We start from the raw sequence: 15,944 nt of genomic DNA, 5'->3' as shown, positions 1-15,944 counted from the left end.
CAGGATGCCCCGATCCTACGGGTCCGGCCCGGCGGCGACCGGAGTAGATTGCCACCATGGACATCCGCGGGGGGATCGTGAGCACGCTGTCCGTGCTCGTGCTGCTGCTGAGCGCCTGCGCCCCGGAGGGCGGCGGGACCGTGGCCACCGGCGAGCGCCTGGGCGCCCCGGCGGACGCCCCCGCCCTCGACGTCGAGGTCGTCGTGGACGAGCTCGAGCTCGCGTGGGACGTGGCCCGCACCCCGGAGGGGACCGTGCTGGTCACCGAGCGGGGCGGCCGGCTGCTGGCCCACGACGAGCAGGGCACGCGGGAGGTCGCGGCCGACCTGGACGACCTGTTCGTGGGCAGCGAGGCCGGGCTGATGGGCCTGGAGGTCTCCCCGGACTTCGGGCGGACCCGGGAGATCTTCCTGTGCCACGCGACGCGCACCGGGGACGGCCTGCCGCAGGACGTGCGGGTCACCCGCTGGCGGCTCGACGAGGGCGCCGCGGCGGCCGAGCGCACCGGGACGGTCGTCGACGGCCTGCCCATCAGCTCCGGCCGGCACAGCGGCTGCCGGCTGCGCTTCGTCCCGGACGGCACGCTCCTCGTGGGCACCGGGGACGCCGCGCAGGGCGCGAACCCGCAGGACCCCGACTCGCTCGGGGGCAAGACGCTGCGGCTGCACCCCGACGGCACGGTCCCGGAGGACAACCCGTTCGCCGACCGGGACGGGCCCGGGGCCGCCGTCCACACCCTGGGCCACCGCAACGTCCAGGGCCTGGCGGTGCAGCCCGGGACGGGCACGGTGTGGTCGGCGGAGCACGGCCCCGGCACCGACGACGAGATCAACGTCCTGGAGCCCGGCGCCAACTACGGGTGGGACCCGGCGCCCGGCTACGACGAGTCCGTGCCCATGACCGATCTCGAGGAGTTCCCGGACGCGCTCCCGGCCGCGTGGTCCTCCGGGCGCCCGACGGTCGCCCTCAGCGGGGCCGCCTTCCTCGAGGGGGACCAGTGGGGGGCGTGGGAGGGCGCCCTGGCGGTCGCGGAGCTGAAGAACACCGGCGTGGGGGTCTACCGGGTCGAGGACACCGCGGTCACCGGGCTGACCCGCATGGCGGAGCTGGAGAACGACTACGGCCGGCTGCGCTCGCTGACCCTCGACGACGAGGGCGCGCTGTGGGTCACCACCTCCAACGGCGACGACGACGCCGTCCTGCGCGTCACGGCGAGCGCCGGCGACTCCTGAGCGGGGCGCACGACACGCCGGAGGGCGCCCGTGCCGCCCGCCCGCCGGGCGGCTCCGGTTGACTGGCGCCTGACACCGTCCCCCGAACGGCCCCCGCGGAACGGTCCCCCCGGTGACGCGGCCCCCGACCTCGTCACGATCCCCCTCCCGCACCCCCACCCCCCCCCTCTCGGGCCCAGGGAGTTCCCCCATGCACCGCCGCACCCTTCTCGCGCTGGGCGCCGCCCTCGCGACTGTCCCCGTCGCCGCCCCGACGACCCCCGCACAGGCAGGAACCACGCTCAGCCCGAGCAGCACGACGCAGCGGCAGCTGGACGCCGCGATCCGCACGCTGTGGGCCGACTGGACGTCGCTGCTGCGGCACGACGCGGCCCGCGGCTGGTGGGCCGTCCGTGCCGATGCCCAGAACGGGGCCAACCCCTACGTCGCGGAGGGGCAGGGGTACGGGCTGATACTCAGCGCCCAGCTGGCGCCCCTCGACCCCCGGGCCCGCGGCTACGTCGACGGGATCACCCGCTACGTCCTGGACCACCCCTCCCGGATCGACCCGGGCCTGCACGCCGCCGAGCAGGACGACCGCATGGTCTCCCACCACGGCCGGGACAGCGCCACCGACGGCGACCTGGACCTCGCCATGGGGTGGCTGATGGCGCACCAGCGGTGGGGCTCCGGGGGGACGTACGACTACCGGCGGCTGGCCCTGACCCGCATCGCCGCGATCAAGCGCTCCCTGATCTCCCCCACCACCGGGCTCGTCGAGCTCGGGGACTGGTCCAACGGGGCCTGGCAGAACGTCTCGCGCCCGAGCGACTGGATGATCGGGCACTTCGGGGCGTTCCACCGCGCCACGGGGGACGTGAGCTGGGCGGCCGTCTGGGGGCGGCACCTGGCCGCGGTCCGGCGCCTGCAGTCGGTCCACGCTCCGCGCACCGGCCTGCTCCCGGACTTCACCGTGGGCTCCGCCTCGACCATCGCCCCCGCCCCGGCCCACACCCTGGAATCCGGCCACGACCGGCACTACTACTACAACTCGTGCCGCGTCCCGCTGCGGCTGGGGGCGTCCCGGCACCCGGAGGCCCGGGCCGCCGCGGCCCGCATCTCCGGCTGGGCGCGGACGAAGTGCGGCGGTGATCCTGCCCGGCTGCCCTCCGGCTTCACCCTGGACGGAGCGACGCTGCCGGGCGGGGGCTACCAGGACCTCGCGTTCATCGCGCCCCTGCTCGTGGGTGCCCGCTGGGGCGGCGACCAGGCCTGGCTCGACGCCCTGGGCCGCTGTCTGGCGGCCCGCACGGAGTTCACGTCCTACTACTCCAGCTCGATCCAACTGCTGTCCATGGTGAGCGTCTCCCGCGCCTACGCCCTCCACCCCTGAGCCGGCGCGGACCGCCGTCCGGCGCGTCGCCCCCAGCCCGGTCGACGGCGGACCGCCGCCCCGCCGGGCTCCGCCCCGGGGCGGATCCGCCGCGTGCCGGGGCCGGGCAGAGTGGACCCATGCCCGCTCCCGCCCCCTCCCGCATCGCGGCCCTCGACGTGGCCCGCGGTCTCGCGATCCTCGGCACGCTCGCCACCAACATCTGGATCTTCAGCCACCAGGGCGGCTTCCTCGGCTACCTGACCGATCCGCTGGCCGGCACCGCCGGCGGAGCGGCGCGCGCTGCCCAGGCGCTGCTGATGGCCGCGGCCAACGGCAAGTTCCTGGGCCTGCTGATGCTCCTCTTCGGGATCGGCCTCGCCGTCCAGCACGCCTCCGCCCGGCGGCGCGGACTCGCGTGGCCCCGGTCCTACCGGGTGCGGGCGGGGATCCTGTTCCTGGACGGGCTGCTCAACTACCTGCTGATCATCGAGTTCGACGTCCTGATGGGCTACGCGCTCACGGGGATGGTCGTGGCGTGGCTGGTGACCACCTCGGAGCGGGTGCAGCGCGGCGTCGTCCTGGCGTGCGCCGCCGCGCACGTCGCGGTGATCGGCGCGCTGACGGCCGTCCTCCTCGTCGTCCCCGCCGGGGACCCGGCCGAGGCCCTGGCCCGGCCGAACCCCTACGCCGACGGCACGTGGTGGGAGCTCGTGCTGCTGCGGCTGGACGCCGTCGTCCTGTTCCGCGCCGAACCCGTCCTGATCCTCGGACTGGGAGTGGTCATGTTCCTGGCCGGGCGGTTCCTGTGGCGGGCCGGTCTCCTCGTCCCGGACGGGGGCCGGTGGCGGCGGCGGCTCATGGTCCTGGGCCTGGGGGCCGCCCTGCCCGTGGACCTCGGCCTGAACGTCCTGGGCGGTCAGGCCGGTGCCTTCTTCGCCCGCTACACCACCGCCCCGGTCGTGGCGCTGGGTCTGCTGGCCCTCGTGGCCCACCTCGGTGTGCGTCGCCCCGGACAGCCGCCGTCCTGGGCCGCACGGAGGCTGGCAGAGGTCGGCCGGACCGCCCTGAGCTGCTACCTGCTGCAGAACCTCCTGGCCTCGGCGCTGTTCTACGGCTGGGGCGCGGGCCTGGCCGTGGCCGCGGCCCAGCACCGGCTGCCCGCCACGGTGCTCGGCTGGCTGCTGGTGTGCGCCGCCGTGCTGGTCTTCGCGCACCTGTGGCTGCGGCGCTTCCCGCGCGGCCCGCTGGAGGAGCTCACAGCGCGCGCCGCCGGCGCGCGCCGGGCCCCTGCGGCCGTGGCCCGCCAGAGCTGAGACCTCGGACCCCGGCGTCGGCTCCGGCGGCCGGGCGGCCCGGCGCGCGGCCGCTCAGGACTCCGCCTGCCCCTGCCGCCAGTAGCCCATGAAGGAGACGTGCTCCTTGGGGATGCCCGCGGCGTCGACGCACAGCCGGCGCAGCGCCTTGACGGTGCCGGACTCGCCGGCGAGGAACACATAGGGGGCGTCGGCGCGCGCGGGAGCGGCCACCGACCAGGCCCGGGGCTCCGCGGCGTTCTCCGCGTCCGCCAGGGCGGGCGCCCCGCGGCCGCGCTGCGGGCGGCGGCCCGCCAGGACGTCGTCCACGGCTCCGCCGGGCAGCTCGAGCAGGCGCGCGAGGCGCACCGCGGCCCGGTGCCCGTGCCCGGCCGGCTCGGCGCCCCCGGCGCGCGGCAGGACGTGCAGCCGGACGTCCGGCAGGTCCGCCGGCAGGCAGTGGGCGGCGACGTCCTCGGGGTGCGGGACCTCCAGCACCACGTCGAGGCGGGGGCGGGTCCCGCCGGCGGGCAGCCCGTGGTGGGCGTCCGTGAACTCCTCCGCGACGGACATCAGGGCCGGGGCGGCGGTCTCATCCCCGACGGCGAGCACGCGCTGGGCGCCGCCGTGGTCCCACGCCGCCCAGGGCCGCTCCTGGGGACCGGGTCCGAGCAGGTACACGCGCTCGCCGGGGGACACTGCGGCCGCCCACCGGCTGCCCGGGCCGTCCTGGGCGTGCCCGCCGTGCACCACCACGTCGATCACGAGCTCCGGGACCACCATCCCGCAGAACGTGGTGCGCCGGACGCCGCGCACGGTGTAGGTGCGCATCCACCCGCGCTCCTCGGCGGGCCGGGCGAACCAGCCCTCCCGCAGCCCCAGTGACAGGTCCGCCCGCTCGGGCTCGCGCCCGGGCGGCGGGACCAGCAGCTTGATGTAGGCGTCCCGGCACCGGGTCCGGCCCCCGGCCCCGATGAGCGCGGGGGACAGGCCGGCGAGCTCCGGGCCCGCCAGGGTGATCCGGCGGAAGGACGGGCACAGCTGGGTCACGGACGTCACGGCGGCCTCGACGCACAGCACGGGGTCCGCGCGGGCACCGGTGGCCTCGGGGGTGGGGATGACGGTCACGGCAGGGTCCTTCCGATCTCGGCGGCGGCCCGGGGCGCGGGCTCCAGGGCCACGGGTGCGGCGGGCGGTACGGGGTGGGAGCCCTCGCGGGCCCGCCCGCGGGGCAGGACGACGGGCCGGCCGCCCACGGGGTCCCGCGCGACGTCCGCCCGGAGCCCGAAGACCTCGGCCAGCAGCTCGGGGGTGAGCACCTCGGCGGGCGTGCCCACGGCCACGATCCGTCCCGCGGCCATCGCCACGAGCCGGTCGGCCACGCGCGCGGCCAGGTTCAGCTCGTGCAGGACGGCGACGACGGTGGCCCGGCCGGCACCCGGCCCGTCCGGGTGCTCCAGCCCCCGGAGCATGTCCAGCAGGTCCACCTGGTGCGCCAGATCGAGGTAGGAGGTGGGCTCGTCGAGGAGCATCGTGCGGGCGCGCTGGGCCAGGGTCAGGGCGATCCAGACCCGCTGGCGCTGCCCGCCGGAGAGCTCCTCCACGGGCCGCGCGGCCAGGGCCGTGAGCTCGGTGAGCTCCATCGCCCGGGCCACGGCCGCGTCGTCGTCGGGGGAGGGGGCGCCCCACCACCGGCGGTGCGGGTGCCGTCCGCGCTCCACGAGCTCGGCGACGGTCAGGCCCTCCGGGACCACGGGCGACTGCGGCAGGAGGCTGACCGAGCGGGCGTACTGGCGGGCGTGCCACTCGCGCACGCCGCGGCCGTCCGCCTCGAGCGTGCCGGCGAGCGGGCGCAGCTGCCGGGACAGGCCCTTGAGCAGCGTGGTCTTGCCGCAGCCGTTGGCGCCGATGAGCACGGTGGTGGCCCCGTGCGGGATGTCGAGGTCCACCTCCCGCACCACGGTGCGGTCCTGGTAGCCCAGGGACAGGCCGCGCATCCGGAACGCGGGGACGCCGGCCCCGGGGTCCGCCACGGGCTCCTCCACGGGGCGCAGGCCGGGGCGCACGTCGTCGCGCAGCTCGGGGCTCATGCCAGGGCTCCTCTCCGCTGCCGCACGAGCAGCCACAGCATCACGGGGGCGCCCACGGCGCCCGTGACCACACCGGCCGGCAGCTGCACCTGCGCCACCAGGCCCGCGCCGACGGCGTCGGCAACCACCACGACCACGGCGCCCACGAGGGCGCACGCCACGATCGAGGTCCGCCCGCGGGTCAGGGCGGTGGCCACCGGGGTGGACATGAGCGCCACGAAGGCGAGCGGGCCGGTCGCGGCCGTGGCCACGGCGGCCAGCAGCACGCCCAGGCCCAGGGCGAGGGCCCGGCTGCGCGCCGGGCGCGCCCCGAGCCCGGCCGCCAGCTCCGGGCCGAGCTCGGCGGGCTCGAGCGCGCGGTGCACGGCCACGGCCGCGGGCACGGCCAGCAGCAGGCACGCCCCGAGGACCGTGATCCGGTCCCACGTGGCGGCGTTGAGGGAGCCCGCGGTCCAGAGGGCGGCGTCCTGGGCGGAGTTCAGGGACAGCCGTGCCAGCAGGGCCGCGGTGAGGGCCTGGGCGAGCGCGGCCACGCCGATGCCGGCGAGCAGGAAGCGCTCGCCCACGATCCCCCCGGTGCGCAGCCGCACCGAGGCGGTGGCGATGAGGGCCGCGGCGAGCAGCGCCCCGGCCAGGGCGGTCCAGGACACGGCCGTGCCCCGCAGACCCCACAGCGCGGTGCCGGCCACGGCTCCCGCCGCGGCGCCGTAGGTGATGCCCAGGATGTCGGGGCTGGCCAGGGGGTTGCGGAGCACCCGGCGGAACAGGGCGCCGGAGCAGCCGAGGGCGGTCCCGGCGAGCGCGCCCAGCACGGCGCGCGGCAGCTTCTCCTGCAGCACGATGAAGCTCGCCCCGGGGATCTGCTCCCCGGCGAGGATCGCGAAGAAGTCGGGGACCGTCACGGTGTAGCGCCCGAGCAGCACGCGCACGGCCAGGGCCGCGAGCAGCGCCAGGGCCAGCAGGGCGACCGCCCGGCGGGTGCGGCGGGTCCGGTCGCGGCGGACGCCCCGGACGAGCTCGGTGGCGCCGGAATCCGCGGGGGCGGCGGGCGCGGGGGCGAGCACGGTGCCGGTCACAGCGTCACGCTCCGGCCCCGGCGCAGCAGCGCCAGCAGCACGGGCACGCCCAGCACCACGGTGGTGACGCCCACGTGGATCTCCTGGGGCGGGGTCAGCACCCGGCCCAGGACGTCGGCCGAGAGGAGCAGCACGGGGCCCAGGACCACGCTGAACAGGACGATCCAGCGGTAGTCGCCGCCGAGGAGACGGCGCACGGCGTGGGGCACGAGCAGGCCCACGAAGGCGATGGGGCCCGCGAGCGCCGTGGCCGAGCCGGAGAGCAGGACCACGCCCACGAAGACGAGGACGCGCTGCACGCCCAGGTCCACGCCCAGTCCGTGGGCGAGCTCGTCGCCCAGGGCCATGGCGTTGAGCCCCGAGGAGCCGCCGAGCACGAGGAGCACGCCGAGCAGCACGAGCGGCGCCACGGCGGCGAGATCGGTGGTCTCGGCGCGGGCGACCGAGCCGATGCTCCAGAACCGGAAGCGGTCCAGGACCGCGGGCAGCATCAGCACCACGGAGGAGGTCAGCGCGGTGAAGCCGGCGTTCACGGCCGCGCCGGAGAGGACCAGGCCCGCGGGGGTCGGGGCGCCGCCGCCGAGCCGGGAGGAGCCGAAGACGAGCACCGCGGCCACGGCCGAGCCGGCGAGGGCCAGAGCGGTGAGCTGCCACGTGGCCACGAGGCCGAGCCAGCCGATGCCGAGAACCACCGCGCACGCGGCGCCGGCGGTCAGCCCCAGGAGCCCGGGGTCGCCCAGCGGGTTGCGGCTGACCCCCTGCATGCCGGCGCCGGTCACGGCCAGGGCCGCCCCCGCGAGCACCGCGGTCAGGGTGCGGGGGATCCTGCTCTGCACCACGGCGGCGTCGATGCCCAGGCCGGCGGAGACCTGCGCCCAGCCGCCCTCCAGGAGCGCGGCGGGCAGGCCGGTGAGCACGGCGACCACGGTGGCCGGGTCCACCGAGCGGGCCCCCCAGAACAGGGAGGCCGCGGCGGCGAGGGCCAGCAGCAGCACGGCCGCGGACAGGGCGAGACCCCGGCGCCGCTGCGCGGTGCCGGGGACCTGCCGGGTGGCCCGGGCGGGGGAGACCGTGCTCGAGCTGCTCACCGGGACCGCGGTCTCACCGGCCGCCGGCGGACGCGGCGGCCTCGGCGATGTCCGGCAGCACGTTCTCGAGCGCCCACGGGATGCTCAGCGGGGAGGCGGCCGAGACCGAGAGCACCTCCTGCTGGTCGCTCTGGAGCACCAGGGCGTCGTTCTCGACCGCGGGGACGCGGCTGAGCAGGGGGTCGTTCTCGATGGCCTCCCGCACGCTGTCGTCCTCGGCCCAGCTGACGAAGACGTCGGAGGTCAGCTCGTCGGCGCGCTCCGGGGACCAGGTGATGAAGAACTCGTCCTCCTTGCCCTCGGCGGCCTCCGCGACCGCCTCGGACTGGACCATGCCGAGGGACTCGAGGAACTTGGGGCGGTTGTCCACCGCGGTGTAGGCGAAGATCTGGTCGGCCGCGGACGGGTCGAGCGTGCCGTACACGAAGGACGTGCCCTCGAGCTCCGGGTGCTCGGCGGCGGCGTCCTCGATCTGCTGCTCGACGTCCGCCACGACCTCGGCGGCCCGCTCCTCCCGGCCCAGGGCCTGGCCGATGAGCTCGGTGGAGTCCTGCCAGGACGTCCCGTAGGCCACGGCGTCCTCGGGGAAGCCGACCACGGGCGCGATCTCGGAGAGCTTGTCGTAGTCCTCCTGCGTCAGCCCGGAGTAGGCGCCCAGGATGACGTCCGGCTGGAGCGCGGCGATCGCCTCGAAGTTGATGCCGTCCGTCTCGGCGTAGGTCTCCGGGGCCTCGGCGCCGGACTCCTCGAGCGCGGCGTCGAACCAGTCCGTGGAGCCGTTCTCGTTGGCGCCGAAGTCCAGGGCGGGCACCCCGACCGGGACCACGCCGAGGGCGGTGGCGACGTCGTGGTTGACCCAGGACACCGTGGCCACGCGCTCGGGGGCCTCCTCGATCGTGGTCTCGCCGAAGGCGTGCTCCACGGTGCGCGGGAACTCGCCGGTGGCGCCCTCCGCAGAGGCGGACCCGCTCCCGGACTCCCCGCCCGCCGGTCCGGTGGAGCACCCGGTCAGGACCAGGGCCCCCGCGGCCAGCAGGGCGGACGGGGCGAGGACGCGGCGGCGCGCGGCGGACGGGGCGGGGAACAGCGGGCGCGGAGCGCGGGGGAGCAGAGAGGCCACGGCCACCCTTTCGGACGTCGACGGCGGAACCGTCGGTGGGACGCGAGGTGAGGCAAGGGTTGCCTAACCCGGAAGACAGGGATCACCCTAGGGCGTGATCCGGCGAATACGCAACACGAGCATGATGTAATCGCTCCGCCGATGTGGTTAGGTATGCCTTGCCTAACTCCACGAGGGGCCCGAGCGGCCCCGTCCACCCCCTGCGAGGAGCCCATGCACGACTTCCTGCTGACCCACGACACCCCGGCGCAGTACGCCCGCGCCCTGCACGAGACCGTCGACGTGCTCGCCGTCCACCTCGCCGGCGCCCGGAGCCCCCGCTCCGCCGCCACGCCCGAGGAGCTCGAGGAGCTGGTCGCCGCGGTGGACCTCGAGCGGCCCCTCGGGGACCTCGGCGCCGTGGTCGAGGAGACCCGGCGGCTCTACCTCGACCACGCCGTGCACTTCCACGCCCCGGGCTACATGGCCCACCTCAACTGTCCCGTGGCCATCCCGGCGGTGGCCGCCGAGGCGCTCACCGCCGCGGTGAACACGGCGGTCGAGACCTGGGACCAGAGCACCACCGCCACCCTGGTCGAGCAGCGGATCGTGGACTGGACCGCCGCGCGGATCGGCTTCCCCGCCGCGGGCGAGCCGGACGGCGTGTTCACCACCGGCGGCACCCAGTCCAACCTCCAGGCGCTGTTCACGGCCCGGGAGGAGCGCCTGTCCCGGGCGCACCCGGCGTCCCGCGGGGAGCGGCTCGGGCGGCTGCGGATCGTGGCGGGGGAGCACGCCCACTTCAGCATCGCGAAGGCGGCGCACCTGCTGGGCCTGTCCGCGGACGCGGTCGTGCCCGTGCCCGCCGCGCGGGGCGGGGCCCTGGACCCGGTCGCCCTCGAGCGCGTCCTGCACGAGGTCGCCGCGTCCGGCGCGGAGGTCGCCGCGGTCGTGGCCACGGCCGGCACCACGGACCTCGGGGCGATCGACCCCCTGGCCGACGTCGCCCGGGCGTGCTCCGCCCACGGCGTCTGGCTGCACGTCGACGCCGCCTACGGCGGCGGCCTGCTCGTCTCGCCCGCCCACCGCCACCGGCTGGACGGGATCGAACGGGCGGACTCCGTCACCGTGGACTTCCACAAGTCCTGGTTCCAGCCGGTCGCCGCCTCCGCCCTGCTGCTGCGGGAGGGGCGGAGCCTGCGCTTCTCCACGTGGAGCGCCGAGTACCTGAACCCCCGGCACGCGGCGCGGCCCAACCTCGTGGACAAGTCCCTGCAGACCACCCGCCGCTTCGACGCCCTGAAGCTGTGGATGACCCTGCGCACCGTCGGCGCCGAGGGGATCGGCCGCGCCCTCGACCGGGTGCTGGAGCTCGCCCAGGAGGCGGGCCGGATCGTGGACGAGACCCCCGACCTGGAGCTGGTGGCCGAGCCCGTGCTCTCGACCGTCCTGTTCCGGCACCGGTCCCCGGACGCCGACGACGACGCCGCGGACCGGCTCGTGGAGACCGTGCGGAGCGCGCTGTTCGACTCCGGCCGCGCCGCGGTCGCCTCGACCGTCCTCGACGGCCGCCGGTGCCTGAAGCTCACGCTCCTCAACCCGGCGACGACCACCGAGGACGTCCGGGGCGTGCTGGACCTCGTCCGGGCCGCCGTCCGCGGTGCCGCGCCCCGCCCGCTCGAGGCCGCGGCGGGGGCCCGCTGATGGCCCCCGCGAACGGGCACGTCCACGACCTGCTGGGCATCGGGATCGGCCCCTTCAACCTGGGCCTGGCCTGCCTCGCCGCACCGCTGGAGGACCTCGACGCGGTGTTCCTCGACGCGAAGGACGCCTTCGACTGGCACCCCGGGCTGATGCTCGAGGACGCCACGATCCAGGTCCCGTTCCTCGCCGACCTCGTCACCCTGGCCGACCCCACCTCCCCCTACTCCTTCCTCCACTACCTCAAGCGGACCGGACGGCTGTACCCGTTCTACATCCGGGAGGACTTCAACCCGCTGCGCGCCGAGTACAGCGCCTACTGCCGGTGGGCGAGCGAGCAGCTCGGCAGCCTGCGCTGGGGCCGGGAGGTCGTCGGCGTCGAGCGCGACCCCGCCGACGACGCCTACGTGGTCACGGCCCGGACGGCCGCCGAGACGGAGCAGTGGCGGACCCGCCGGCTGGTCCTCGGCGTCGGCACGGTGCCCGCAGTGCCCGCGGGCGTGGATCCCGCCGCCGGCACCGTCCTGCACACCAGCGACTACCTGCCCCGGCGCGAGGAGCTGCTCGGGCGGGGGAGCGTCACCGTGCTCGGCAGCGGCCAGTCCGCCGCCGAGGTCTACCGCGACCTGCTCGAGCGCTCCGGCGCCGACGGCCCGCGGGTGGACTGGATCACCCGCTCCCCGCGGTTCTTCCCCATGGAGTACACGAAGCTCACCCTCGAGCTGACCTCCCCCGAGTACGTGGACCACTTCCACGGCCTCGGCGCGGACCGGCGGGACCGGCTCAACCGCGAGCACGCCAGCCTCTACAAGGGGATCAGCGCGGAGCTGGTGAACGACATCCACGAGCTGCTCTACCGCCGCTCGGTGCACGGGCACCCCGCCGGCCTGCTGACCACGAGCACCACCCTCACGGGTGTCGAGCAGGACGGCCGCGACCTGGTTCTGGCCCTGCACGACGACGAGCTCGAGCGCGGCTGGCGGCACCCCACCGGCGCCCTGGTGCTGGCCACCGGATACCGCGCCGAGGTGCCCGGCTTCCTGGCCCCGGTCCTCGACGACATCGCGTGGGACCCCGCCGGCCGCTACGACGTCTCCCGCGACTACGCGGTCGACCACGAGCGCTCCCGGATCTGGGTGCAGAACGCCGAGGTGCACACCCACGGCCTGACCTCCCCCGACCTCGGCATGGGCGCCTACCGCAACAGCGTCATCCTCCGGGCCGTCACGGGCCGGGAGGTCTACCCGGTCGAGCCCGCCATCGCCTTCCAGACCTTCGGCGTCCCCCGGGGCGCCGCCCAGGACGTCCCCCGTGACGTCCCCCGCGACATCCCCCGCGACATCCCCCAGGAGACCGCATGACCGCCCGCCCCGCGCCCGCCCGTCTCGCCACCCCCGGCGGCGTCCTGACCCTCGAGCCGCTCGTCCCGGACGCGACCACCGTCGAGCTCCTGCACGCCTGGCTCACCCACCCCCGGTCCCGGTTCTGGGACCTGCTCGACGCCGACCCCGAGCGCGTCCGGCGCACCTTCGCAGCCGTCGCCGAGGACCCGCACCGCGACGCGTGGCTGGCCCGCCTCGACGGGGTCCCGCTCGGGCTCGTCGAGACCTACGACCCCGGCGCGGTGCTCCTCCCCGGCCACTACGCGCACCGGCCCGGCGACGTGGGGATGCACCTGCTCCTCGCCCCCGCACGGACCCCCGTGCCGGGCACGAGCGCCGCCCTCATGGCCGCCACGCTGCGCTGGCTCTTCGAGGCGCGCGGGGCCCGGCGCGTCGTCGTCGAGCCCGACGTCCGCAACACCGCCGTCCACCGGCTCAACGCCCGCGCCGGCTTCGAGGTCCACGGCCCGCTCGAGCTGCCGGGCAAGACCGCCCTGCTCAGCACGTGCACCCCCGAGGGGTTCGCGGCCTCCGAGCTGGGCCCCGCGGCCGCCGTGGTCCCGGCCGTGGTCCCGGCCGTGGTCCCCGGGGAGGAGGCCGACGACGGGCCCGCCCACCTCGGCCTGCACCCGATGCGGATCGCCCACCGCCACCTGTGCTGCAAGGCCCTGGCCGAGTTCGCCCACGAACGGCTGATCGCCCCCGAGCCCGTGGGGGAGGGGCTCTACGAGGTCCGCACCGGCGGGGACCGGGTCCGCTACCGGTTCCGCGCCCGGCGCACCGCCCTGGAGCACTGGGTGCTGGACGAGGGCTCGCTGCGCCGTTCCGTGGACGGCGCGGACGCCGAGCCGGACGCCCAGGCGCTGGTCACGGAGCTGGCCCCCGCGCTCGGCATCCCCCCGCACCTGCTGGCGACCTACCTCGAGGAGATCGCCGGGACCCTCGCCTCGGCCGCGTACAAGCTGGTGCACCGGACCCGGCCCTCGGCCGCGCTCGCGGAGGCGGGCTTCCAGGACGTCGAGGCGGCGATGACCGAGGGGCACCCGGGCTTCGTGGCCAACAACGGCCGGATCGGGATGGGCGTCACCGAGCACGACCGCTTCGCCCCCGAGGCCGCCCGTCCGGTGCGCCTCGTGTGGCTCGCCGTCCGCCGGGAGCTCAGCCGCCTCGACACCGGGCGCGGCCGCACCGAGGAGCAGCTGTGGGCCGGCGAGCTGGACCCGGCCGTGCGGTCCCGCTTCCGGGCCCGGCTGACCGGTCTGGGCCTGGACCCGGAGGACTACCGTCCCCTGCCGGTGCACCCCCACCAGTGGGAGCACCGGATCGCGGTGACGTTCGCCCCCGACCTCGCCCGCCGGGACCTCGTGCTGCTGGGCACCACCGGGGACGAGCACCGGGCGCAGCAGTCGATCCGCACGTTCTTCAACGTCTCCCGTCCCGACCGGCACTACGTGAAGACCGCCCTGGCCGTGCAGAACATGGGCTTCCTCCGGGGGCTCTCCCCCCGGTACATGCGCGACACCCCCGCGATCAACGACTGGGTCGCCGACGTCGTCGCGGCCGACCCGGTGCTCGCGGAGGCCGGGTTCTCGGTCCTGCGGGAGGTGGCCGCGGTCGGCTACACCGGGGACGCGTACCACCGCGCCGCCGCCTCCGGCCACGGGGAGGAGGGCCCGCACACCAAGATGCTCGCGGCGCTGTGGCGGGAGAGCCCCGTGCCCCGGCTCGCGGACGGGGAGCGGCTCGTGACCCTCGCGTCCCTGCTGCACGTCGACGCCGGCGGCACGCCGCTGGTCTCCGTGCACGTGCGCGCGTCCGGGCTGGACGCCGCGGAGTGGGTGCGGCGGCTGCTCGCCGTGTACCTCGCCCCGGTGGCCCGGTGCCTGCTCACCCACGACCTCGTGTTCATGCCGCACGGCGAGAACGTCGTCCTCGTGCTGGACGGGCACGTCCCGCGGCGGGCGGTCATGAAGGACATCGGCGAGGAGGTCGCCGTCGTCACGGACCGGCCCCTCCCGGAGGGCCTCGAGCGGATCCGCCACGTGGTGCCGCCCGCCACGGCGGCGCTGTCCGTGCACACGGACGTGTTCGACGGCGTGCTGCGGCACCTCGCGGGCCTGCTCGAGGCCGACGGGCTGCTGGCCGCGGACGAGTTCTGGGACCTCGCGGCGCGGTGCCTCCAGGACGTCGCCGACGCCGACCCGGCCGGCGCGGACCGCGTGCCGCTCTTCGCGCCCCGGTTCGAGCACTCCTGCCTCAACCGGCTGCAGCTGCTCAACACCCTGCAGATGGTCGACCTGACCGACCAGGCGGCGTCCCTGCAGTACGCCGGGACCCTGGAGAACCCGGTGGCCGGGCGGATGCCCGTGCACTGAGCACGACGCGGCCCCACTCGGGGCCCGGGCGGGGCCCCGCCCGCCCGGACCCCGAGTGGCGTTTCCCCGGGGCCTGCCCCAGGATTGAGCGGTGCCCGACGACCGTTCCGCCACCGCCGACCCCACCCCCGGCCACGAGCCCGCCCACGACTCCGTGCCCGAGCTGCTGGTCGGCCTCGTCCTCTCCCCCCAGATCGCGGGCGCCCTGCCCCGGGACCTCGCGGCCTCCCTGCCGGGGCCGCTGCACGCGCGCTATCCCGGGGTGCGCTGGCGGGTGGCGGCGGTGACCGACCGGCTGGTCGTCCCGCCCGCCGACGGCCTGGACCTGCTCGAGGCCGCTCGCGACCGGATGCTGGACGAGGACTGGGACCTCGTCGTGGTCCTCACGGACGTCCCGCTCAAGGACGGCCGCAGCCCGGTGCTCACGCAGCTGAGCCCCGTGCACGGCGTGGGCCTGGTCGCCGTCCCGGCCCTCGGCGCGCTGCACGTGGGGCAGAAGGTGCGGCAGACGACCGTGCGGGTGGTCGGCCACCTGCTCGGCCACGACACGGAGGACGCGGACGACGCCGACGCGCAGGAGGAGCTCGTGCGGCGGGCGCGGCAGCGGTCGGAAAACCTGGAGGACCGGCCCGAGGACAACGCCGTGCAGTTCACGGCCCGCGTCCTCGGCGGCAACGTGCGCCTGCTGCTCGGGATGATCCGCGCCAACCGGCCGTGGACCCTGGTGGTGCGGCTGTCCCGCACGCTCGCCCTGGCCGCGGCGACCGGCGTGCTCACCCTGGTCGCCTCGGACCTGTGGCTGCTCGCCGCCGCCTACGGGCCCTGGCGGCTCGGGCTGCTGGGTCTGCTGTCGATCGCCGCGGTGACCGGTGCCCTCGTCGTCGGCGCCCGGCTGTGGGAGCGCCCGCGCCGGCGGGCCGAGCGCGAGCAGGTGGCCCTGTTCAACCTCGCCACCGCCGCCACCGTGGCCATCGGCGTCTCCGTCTTCTACCTCGCGGTCTTCGCCCTGTCCTGGCTCGGGGCGCTGCTGCTCGTGGACGGCGGAGTCTTCGCGGCGGTGATCGGCGCCCCGGCCGGGGCGGTGGAGTACGTCAAGCTCGCGTGGCTGACCGCCACGCTCGCCACCGTGGGCGGGGCCCTCGGCGCCGGGCTGGAGGACGACGACGCCGTGCGCGCCGCGGCGTACACCCGCTCGGAGCCCTGACCGGACCCGCCGCGGGCCTCGTCCGCGCGGACGCCGACAGTCAGTAGACTT

The 15,944-nt window shown here is 76.3% G+C and carries 12 protein-coding genes; 7 read left to right on the top strand and 5 right to left on the bottom strand.

The annotated features are described in order from the left end of the window. The first annotated feature begins 56 nt into the window (after positions 1-56). The 3 genes from ACP7CD_RS14745 (at position 57) to ACP7CD_RS14735 (ending at position 3,899) form a co-directional block, all read left to right on the top strand. Complete coding sequence (locus ACP7CD_RS14745; protein WP_035923394.1) at positions 57-1,232, top strand: PQQ-dependent sugar dehydrogenase; 1,176 nt, start codon at positions 57-59, stop codon at positions 1,230-1,232. A 190-nt stretch (positions 1,233-1,422) separates the two neighbouring features. Continuing rightward, on the top strand, positions 1,423-2,604 hold the full coding sequence (locus tag ACP7CD_RS14740; RefSeq protein WP_126349750.1) for a glycosyl hydrolase family 8: 1,182 nt from the start codon (positions 1,423-1,425) through the stop codon (positions 2,602-2,604). A 119-nt stretch (positions 2,605-2,723) separates the two neighbouring features. After that, complete coding sequence (locus ACP7CD_RS14735) at positions 2,724-3,899, top strand: DUF418 domain-containing protein (protein ID WP_035923391.1); 1,176 nt, start codon at positions 2,724-2,726, stop codon at positions 3,897-3,899. A gap of 54 nt (positions 3,900-3,953) precedes the next feature. Here ACP7CD_RS14735 and ACP7CD_RS14730 read toward each other — a convergent pair whose 3' ends face one another. From ACP7CD_RS14730 to ACP7CD_RS14710, 5 genes are read right to left on the bottom strand one after another with little or no spacing between them, the layout of a single operon-like run. Next, entirely contained in the window at positions 3,954-5,006 is a 1,053-nt protein-coding gene (locus ACP7CD_RS14730; protein WP_426120526.1) for a siderophore-interacting protein, read from the bottom strand. Further along, a complete protein-coding gene (locus tag ACP7CD_RS14725; RefSeq protein ID WP_017834696.1) occupies positions 5,003-5,968 on the bottom strand; it encodes an ABC transporter ATP-binding protein in 966 nt (321 codons plus the stop codon). The genes ACP7CD_RS14730 and ACP7CD_RS14725 overlap by 4 nt, the downstream gene beginning before the upstream one ends. Beyond that, positions 5,965-7,044: a FecCD family ABC transporter permease gene (locus ACP7CD_RS14720; protein ID WP_426120525.1), complete on the bottom strand. Its 1,080-nt coding sequence runs from the start codon at positions 7,042-7,044 to the stop codon at positions 5,965-5,967. Before ACP7CD_RS14720 ends, ACP7CD_RS14725 begins: the two co-directional genes overlap by 4 nt. Continuing rightward, positions 7,041-8,132: a FecCD family ABC transporter permease gene (locus ACP7CD_RS14715; RefSeq protein WP_426120524.1), complete on the bottom strand. Its 1,092-nt coding sequence runs from the start codon at positions 8,130-8,132 to the stop codon at positions 7,041-7,043. The genes ACP7CD_RS14720 and ACP7CD_RS14715 overlap by 4 nt, the downstream gene beginning before the upstream one ends. Before the next feature lie 13 nt (positions 8,133-8,145). Next, positions 8,146-9,252: an iron-siderophore ABC transporter substrate-binding protein gene (locus ACP7CD_RS14710; RefSeq protein ID WP_373419185.1), complete on the bottom strand. Its 1,107-nt coding sequence runs from the start codon at positions 9,250-9,252 to the stop codon at positions 8,146-8,148. A 213-nt stretch (positions 9,253-9,465) separates the two neighbouring features. On the opposite strand from ACP7CD_RS14710, the gene ACP7CD_RS14705 reads away from it, so the two are divergent. The 4 genes from ACP7CD_RS14705 to ACP7CD_RS14690 all read left to right on the top strand — a co-directional run bounded on the left by ACP7CD_RS14705 (position 9,466) and on the right by ACP7CD_RS14690 (position 15,893). Further along, entirely contained in the window at positions 9,466-10,935 is a 1,470-nt protein-coding gene (locus ACP7CD_RS14705; RefSeq protein ID WP_426120523.1) for a pyridoxal phosphate-dependent decarboxylase family protein, read from the top strand. Beyond that, positions 10,935-12,293 (top strand): lysine N(6)-hydroxylase/L-ornithine N(5)-oxygenase family protein, encoded by a 1,359-nt coding sequence (locus ACP7CD_RS14700; protein ID WP_251356034.1) that lies wholly within the window; start codon positions 10,935-10,937, stop codon positions 12,291-12,293. Before ACP7CD_RS14705 ends, ACP7CD_RS14700 begins: the two co-directional genes overlap by 1 nt. Continuing rightward, positions 12,290-14,689, top strand: a complete 2,400-nt coding sequence (locus ACP7CD_RS14695; protein WP_426120522.1) for a GNAT family N-acetyltransferase — start codon at positions 12,290-12,292, stop codon at positions 14,687-14,689. The genes ACP7CD_RS14700 and ACP7CD_RS14695 overlap by 4 nt, the downstream gene beginning before the upstream one ends. Positions 14,690-14,780: 91 nt before the next feature. Next, positions 14,781-15,893 (top strand): hypothetical protein, encoded by a 1,113-nt coding sequence (locus ACP7CD_RS14690; protein ID WP_109221383.1) that lies wholly within the window; start codon positions 14,781-14,783, stop codon positions 15,891-15,893. The last annotated feature ends 51 nt before the right edge of the window (positions 15,894-15,944 follow it).

The organism is Kocuria sp. LHG3120 (assembly GCF_049897445.1).
GTDB lineage: Bacteria > Actinomycetota > Actinomycetes > Actinomycetales > Micrococcaceae > Kocuria > Kocuria rosea.
Note: the sequence above shows the minus strand (reverse complement) of the source record. Positions and strands in the feature narration are given on the sequence as shown.

Bases quoted from the DNA above. Each gene is read 5' to 3' on its own strand.
- ACP7CD_RS14745 (WP_035923394.1), top strand. From the start codon at position 57: ATGGACATCCGCGGGGGGATCGTGAGCACGCTGTCCGTGCTCGTGCTG.
- ACP7CD_RS14740 (WP_126349750.1), top strand. From the start codon at position 1,423: ATGCACCGCCGCACCCTTCTCGCGCTGGGCGCCGCCCTCGCGACTGTC.
- ACP7CD_RS14735 (WP_035923391.1), top strand. From the start codon at position 2,724: ATGCCCGCTCCCGCCCCCTCCCGCATCGCGGCCCTCGACGTGGCCCGC.
- ACP7CD_RS14725 (WP_017834696.1), bottom strand. From the start codon at position 5,968: ATGAGCCCCGAGCTGCGCGACGACGTGCGCCCCGGCCTGCGCCCCGTG.
- ACP7CD_RS14705 (WP_426120523.1), top strand. From the start codon at position 9,466: ATGCACGACTTCCTGCTGACCCACGACACCCCGGCGCAGTACGCCCGC.
- ACP7CD_RS14700 (WP_251356034.1), top strand. From the start codon at position 10,935: ATGGCCCCCGCGAACGGGCACGTCCACGACCTGCTGGGCATCGGGATC.
- ACP7CD_RS14695 (WP_426120522.1), top strand. From the start codon at position 12,290: ATGACCGCCCGCCCCGCGCCCGCCCGTCTCGCCACCCCCGGCGGCGTC.